Source organism: Methylomonas sp. BG-2 (genome assembly GCF_057766305.1).
The window spans coordinates 1-5,839 of the sequence record NZ_JBYMAP010000244.1; the positions used below are offsets into that span (position 1 = coordinate 1).

The 5,839-nt window shown below is 59.9% G+C and carries 4 protein-coding genes; all 4 read right to left on the reverse strand.

What is annotated here, in order from left to right:
* Positions 1-71: 71 nt before the first annotated feature.
* From AC3B8H_RS17660 to AC3B8H_RS17675, 4 genes are read right to left on the reverse strand one after another with little or no spacing between them, the layout of a single operon-like run.
* Positions 72-1,400, reverse strand: coding sequence for a TolC family outer membrane protein (locus AC3B8H_RS17660; RefSeq protein ID WP_488442860.1), 1,329 nt, complete (start codon positions 1,398-1,400; stop codon positions 72-74).
* Between the two features lie 3 nt (positions 1,401-1,403).
* A complete protein-coding gene (locus tag AC3B8H_RS17665) occupies positions 1,404-2,045 on the reverse strand; it encodes a response regulator transcription factor (protein ID WP_488442861.1) in 642 nt (213 codons plus the stop codon).
* A 17-nt stretch (positions 2,046-2,062) separates the two neighbouring features.
* Complete coding sequence (locus AC3B8H_RS17670; protein ID WP_488442862.1) at positions 2,063-3,421, reverse strand: HlyD family type I secretion periplasmic adaptor subunit; 1,359 nt, start codon at positions 3,419-3,421, stop codon at positions 2,063-2,065.
* The gene (locus AC3B8H_RS17675; RefSeq protein ID WP_488442863.1) at positions 3,418-5,565 is read right to left on the reverse strand and encodes a type I secretion system permease/ATPase; all 2,148 of its coding nucleotides are present in this window, start codon (positions 5,563-5,565) and stop codon (positions 3,418-3,420) included. The genes AC3B8H_RS17670 and AC3B8H_RS17675 overlap by 4 nt, the downstream gene beginning before the upstream one ends.
* Positions 5,566-5,839: the final 274 nt, after the last annotated feature.

Below are 5,839 nucleotides of genomic sequence, written 5' to 3' on the forward strand. Positions count from 1 at the left end.
AGGGCAATGAATAAACCGGCTAGAAGCACTCGCATGCTAACTCCCTGCGGGCGACTTCGAAAAAAGCAACCCTAATCCGCCACACTCACCGGCTGAATCTCCTCCGGCAACTTTGTCCCCAAATGCTTATTCAATTGCCCCTTGCTCGCCAGAATCCGGTATTGCGAAAACAACTCGTCGTACTTGGCGTTAATCAACGAACTCTTGGCGACATACATTTCGTTATAGGTATCCAACAAATCCAATAAGGTGCGCTGGCCGATATTGAACTGCTGCTGATAGGCAGCGATGGTCTTTTCGGCGGAGTCGGCGTGCTGCTTGTAGAACTCCATCTGGCTTTTCACGGTCTGGTAGGCCACCCAGGACAAGCGCATGCTTTCCACGACCTGCCGATGGGTGTTGTCGCGGATGTCCTTGGCTTGATTGATCAGTTGCGCGGTCTGCTCGCGGCGGGCGATGTCCTTGCCGCCGTTGAACAGGTTGTAGCGCATCCGCAGCATCGCGGTCATGTCCGAGTTGGTGCCGCGAATGCCGTCCAGGTTGTAATTGTGGCTGACGCCGGTTTCGATGTCGAAGCGCGGAAAATACGGCGCCTTGGCGGTCTCGTGCTGGGCGAAGGCCGATTCGACGTCGGAGTTGGCCGATTTCAGAATGGGATGGTCGGCCAGCGCTTCGTCGATGGCTTGCTCCATTGTGGCCGGCAAGAAGGCAGTCGGCGCGGCGACCGGCTCGACGGCGTCGGGCAATATGCCGATCACCCGTTGAAAGCCGGTTTCGGCATCCTTCAGGTTACCGGTCTCGGACCAGACGTTCTTCTCGGCCAAGGCCACCCGGCCCATCGACTGATCGACATCGGCGCGCTTGCCGACGCCCCGGTCGCTACGCAATTTGATTTGTTCGTTGGTACGCAGATGCAGTTGCAGATTGTCCTTGGCCAGATTCAGCAACTCTTGGCGGCGCAAGACTTTTAAATAGGCTTCGACGCCGTCCAGCGCGGTGATTTCGGATTGGCCGAAGACGGTGTAGGCGCGCGAGTCGGTGCGTTTTTCCTGGCGTTCGACTTCGTTGGGGGTGGCCAGGCCGTCGAACAGCATTTGCCGGACCTGGATGGCGCCTTCCTCGCGATGGTAAAACACCGAGCCGTCGCCCCGGGTGCGGGTGGTGGGATTATTGGACTCTTCCCAACCGATGCCGGCCGTGGCATCGACGGTGGGGAAATAGCCCGCCCTAGCTTGATCGATTTCTTCCTCGACCGCCCGGCGTTCCGATTTGGCAGCCTGGATTTTCGGGTTGTCGTCCAGCACTTTCTGAATCGAATCCTGTAACGAGACGGCGTGGCCCTCGGTGGCGAACGCCAGTTGTATCGCGATACTTACACCCCATCCGGTCTTCGATTTCATGCCTCATCCTCTTTGGTATTGGTCGGTTTCTTTTAACAATATGGCCAGATGCAAGCGATCGTCGACCCCCAGTTTGCGGAAGATCGACGACAAATGCGCCTTGACCGTGCGTTCTGAAATATTCAGCGCCAGCGCGATACGTTTGTTGTTTTCGCCCTGGCGGATCAGATTGGCAACTTCGAGCTCGCGCGCCGACAAACCGGCGATCTGCTGCAGTTTTTGCTCGGCGTCGTAACGATTTTTCACGGTTTGAGTTTGTCTGGCGCGGGTTAAAGCCCCGATCACCTTGGGCACCAGGGCGCGGCGTATCCAGATGTCGCCATCCAGAATACAAGCAACGGCCCGCTTCAGCAGTTCGGCGGATTCGGATTGATCGCAGTAACCGGCGGCGCCGTTGATCAGCACTTCGATTTGCCGGCTGTCCGGCCAATCGCAGCCCATCACCAGAAAACGGGTACCGCGGTTGGAGAACAAGGCCATCAGGCTGGCGTCGTCCTCCAGCTTCTTGGCGTCCAGAATGACCGCGTCGGCTGTGAATTCGGTCTTGGGATTGTGCAACATACTGACCGTGTATTCCGAAATCAACGCGTGGTTCCATTGCGCGGTCAACTGGGGATTATTAGAACAAATCAATAGGTTAGCCACGGTTATGCCGTTTGTTATTATCGTTCTCTCAACGCCCTATCCCTGGCCTTGAATATCGGCTTCATCAGGTATTCGAGCACGGTTTTCTTGCCGGTCAATATATCGACCTCGGCGGTCATGCCGGCAATGATCTGTAAACGTTCACCCCGGTTTTGCAAAGTATTCGTGGCGGTACGCAACCGGATCAGGTAATAGCTGTCCTCATCCTTTTTTTCGCCGGGAATACTGTCGGCGCTAATATGCTCCAACACCGCGTCCAAGCCGCCGTATATCGAATAGTCGTACGCGGTAAGTTTTACCACAGCTTGCTGTCCGGGGTGAAGAAAAGCAATGTCGGCCGGGCGGATTTTGGCCTCGATCAGCAGCTGATCCTCGACCGGCACGATTTCCAGCAGGTCCATGCCCGGCTGTATCACGCCGCCGACGGTATTCACTTTAATGCGCTTGACGGTGCCCTTGACCGGCGACAGCACCCGCGTCCGGCTGACCCTGTCTTCCAGCGCGACGGCGGAGGCGCTGGTCCGATCCAGTTCGGCCTTGGTCTCGTTCAACTCCTTCAAAGCCTCGGTCCGAAAGCGCGCCTTGATTTCGGCCAGTTTGTTGCGGGCTTCGTCCAGCGCCGACCGGGCGCGCGGCATCGCCAGATTGGCCGAGTTCAATTCACCGCGCAAATCGTTGGCGGCCCGCTGCAGGCGCAGCAATTCGACTTGCGACATCGCGCCGTCGGCCACCAACGGTTCGGACATTTTCACCTCGTCTTGCAGCATTTTATAACTGCGCCCGAGCTGCTCGCTCTTGGACTGCAATTCGACGATTTCCTGTTCGCGCTGGCGTATCTGCTCGCTGAGTATATCGGTGTTCGATTTAAGTTCGTGTTGGCGCGACGCCAGCAATTGCCTGACATTGTCGGCGATTTGCGGCGCCTGCTTGACCACTTCGTCCGGCAATTGCAACGCACCGCCGTTGATTTCGGCGTTCAAGCGGGCGGTATTGGCCAGCAGTTCGTAATACTTTAATTTGGCTTCCTGAAACGAGGAGGCGAAGCGTACCCGGTCCAGTTGCAGCAACACCTGATCCTTCTCGACGCTATCGCCCTCGCGCACCAAAATTTCCGAAACGATGCCGCCTTCCAGATTTTGCACGACCTGGATCTGGCTGGACGGTATGGTCTTGCCTTGGCCGCGGGTGACTTCGTCCAGCGTGGCGAAATGGGCCCAGGCCAACGCGACCACGACGAAGACCAGCGTGGTCAGCAAGATCAGATGACTCTGGATCGGTAATTCGTACAGCGCGCTACCGTCGGCGATGTCGAAATCGCGCCGGTCCTCGCTGCGGTAGCGATAATCGGCCAGCCAAGCGCCCAAGGTTTTTTTCATCCGGCCACCTTGATCTGGCCTTGCCGCAAGGCTTCCAGCACATGGTCTTTTGGCCCGTCGGCGACGATGCGGCCGCCGTCCATCACGATGACCCGGTCCACCAGACTCAGCAACGCGGCTTTGTGGGTCACCAGAATCAGAGTCTGGTCGGTCAGTTGCGCGGCGAACCGTTGTTTGAAGGCGTCCTCGCTGCTGTTGTCCATCGCGTTGGTCGGTTCGTCCAGCACCAACAGCGACGGCTGCAACAGCAAGGCCCTGGCCAGCACGATGCTTTGGCGTTGGCCGCCCGACAAACCGGCGCCGCGCTCGCCGACCGGCATGTCGAAACCGAGCGGATGGCGGGCGGTAAACTGGGCGACGCCGGCCAATTCCGCCGCCCGCAACATGGCCGCATCGTCCACGTAACCGGCGCCCAGCACGATGTTGTCGCGGACGCTGCCGAACATCAATGCGTTATCCTGCGGCACGTAGCCAATCTGCCGGCGCAATTCGGCCGGATCGAGCTGGCGGCTATCGCAACCGTCCAGCAAAATCGCGCCTTGTTGCGGCTGGTACAGCGCCAGGATCAATTTCTCCAGCGTACTCTTGCCGGAGCCGATCCGGCCGATCACGCCGACCCGCTCGCCGGCCCGAATCTTGAACGATACGCTGTCCAAGGCCGGCACCGGCTGGCCGGGATAGCTGAAGCCAACCCCGCGAAACTCCACTTCGCCGGCCAGACGCGGCCGATGCAGATAATCCTTGCCGGCCTCGCGCTCCACCGGCAGGTCCATCATCCGCCGCACCGAGGCCAGAGCCATCCGCGCCTGATGGTAACGGGTCAGCAGCGCCGCGACCTGGCCGACCGGCGCCAGGGCCCGGCCGGCCAACATCGTGCAAGCCACCAGACCGCCGGTGGTCAGATCGCCGTCGCCGATCCGATACACGCCGGCCACGACCAGCAGCACCGCCGCCAATTGTTGAAAGAACGCGGTCAGATTGACGGTCAGACTGGTGTACAGCCGGGACTTCAACCCCAGCCGGGCCAATTCGCCGATATTGTTTTCCCAGCGCCGTTGCAACTGGCTGGCCGCGCCGGTGGTTTTGACGTTTTCCAGATTGGTCAGGGCTTCGATCAAGGTCGCCTGATTTTCGGCGGCGTAGCGAAACATGGTATCGACGGTTTGCCGCAGCGGCGCCTGTAGCGCGATGCCGGCCAAAACCGCCAGCGGCAACATCGCCAACGGAATCCAGGCCAACGGTCCGGCGATGCTGTAGACGATCAATACGAACAGCAGCAAAAACGGCAGATCGACCAAGGTGACCAAGGTGGCCGAGGTCAGAAACTCGCGGAAGGCCTCAAATTCGTGCAAGCGGTTGGCGAATGCGCCGGCCGAGGCCGGGCGGGCTTCCAGCCGGATGTTCAGCAGTTTTTCGAAGATGCCGGCCGACAACACGATGTCGGCGCGCTTACCGGCGGCATCAATGAAGTAACCGCGCAGCAACTTCATCGCCAATTCGAAGCCGAACACGATCAACACCCCAATCGCCAACACCCACAGGGTTTCGAGCGCGTGATTCGGCACCACCCGGTCGTAAACGTTCATGAAAAACAGCGGCGCCGCCAACGCGAACAAATTGATCAACAACGACGCGGCCAGCACCTCGGCGTAGATCGGCCAAGCGGCATAGATGACTTCGCGTATCCAATGGCCGGCCCGCGCCGCGCCGAGATCGGCGGTTCTGGCATCGAAGCGGTGATTGACCCGGACGAAGAATGCCCGGCCGGCATACAGATTCTCCAACTCGGCGCTGGGCAGCGTCTTCTCGCCTCCGGTTTCCGGCACCGCGATGCGGCAAGTTCCTGCGTCCTTGCCGACCAGCACGCAAGCATGGCCGTCGCGCAATAACAGCACCGCCGGCAGACTCAAGGCCGGAATGTCGGCCAGCGGCCGGCGCAGCAAACGCGCCGATAAGCCGGCCCGCTCGGCGGCCCGGGCGAACAGCGCCGGCGTCAGTTTGTGATCGACCAAGGGCAGGCCCGCGGTCAACGCCGCCGGCGTTTGCGAAATATGCAGGTGGCGGCAAACCGTTAACAACGCGGCCAGCAACGGATCGTCGAAACCGGTGTCCTGGGTTCCGGCTAGCGTTAGGTGGTCGGACATGAAGGCGGGGTAAATGGTTGAATAAGTGACGGCGTCGACGGTTTGACCGGCAATTATAGGCTAGTTGGCGCGCGGAGGAGAAAATCGGCGGTCGCGGGGCGTAATGGCCTTCGAAGGGGAACAAGCCGGGCCCTGGAATCCGCCGAGAGAAAAAGCCAAAAACCGCGCATGGGCGGCGGAACAAGGTTTACGCCGTCGCGCTACTCAAAAGGCCTTGCACGGGAAACGGCCCGGCAGCCGCGAGGTAGAGAGGTCGTCTTACGCTTGGTTCTCC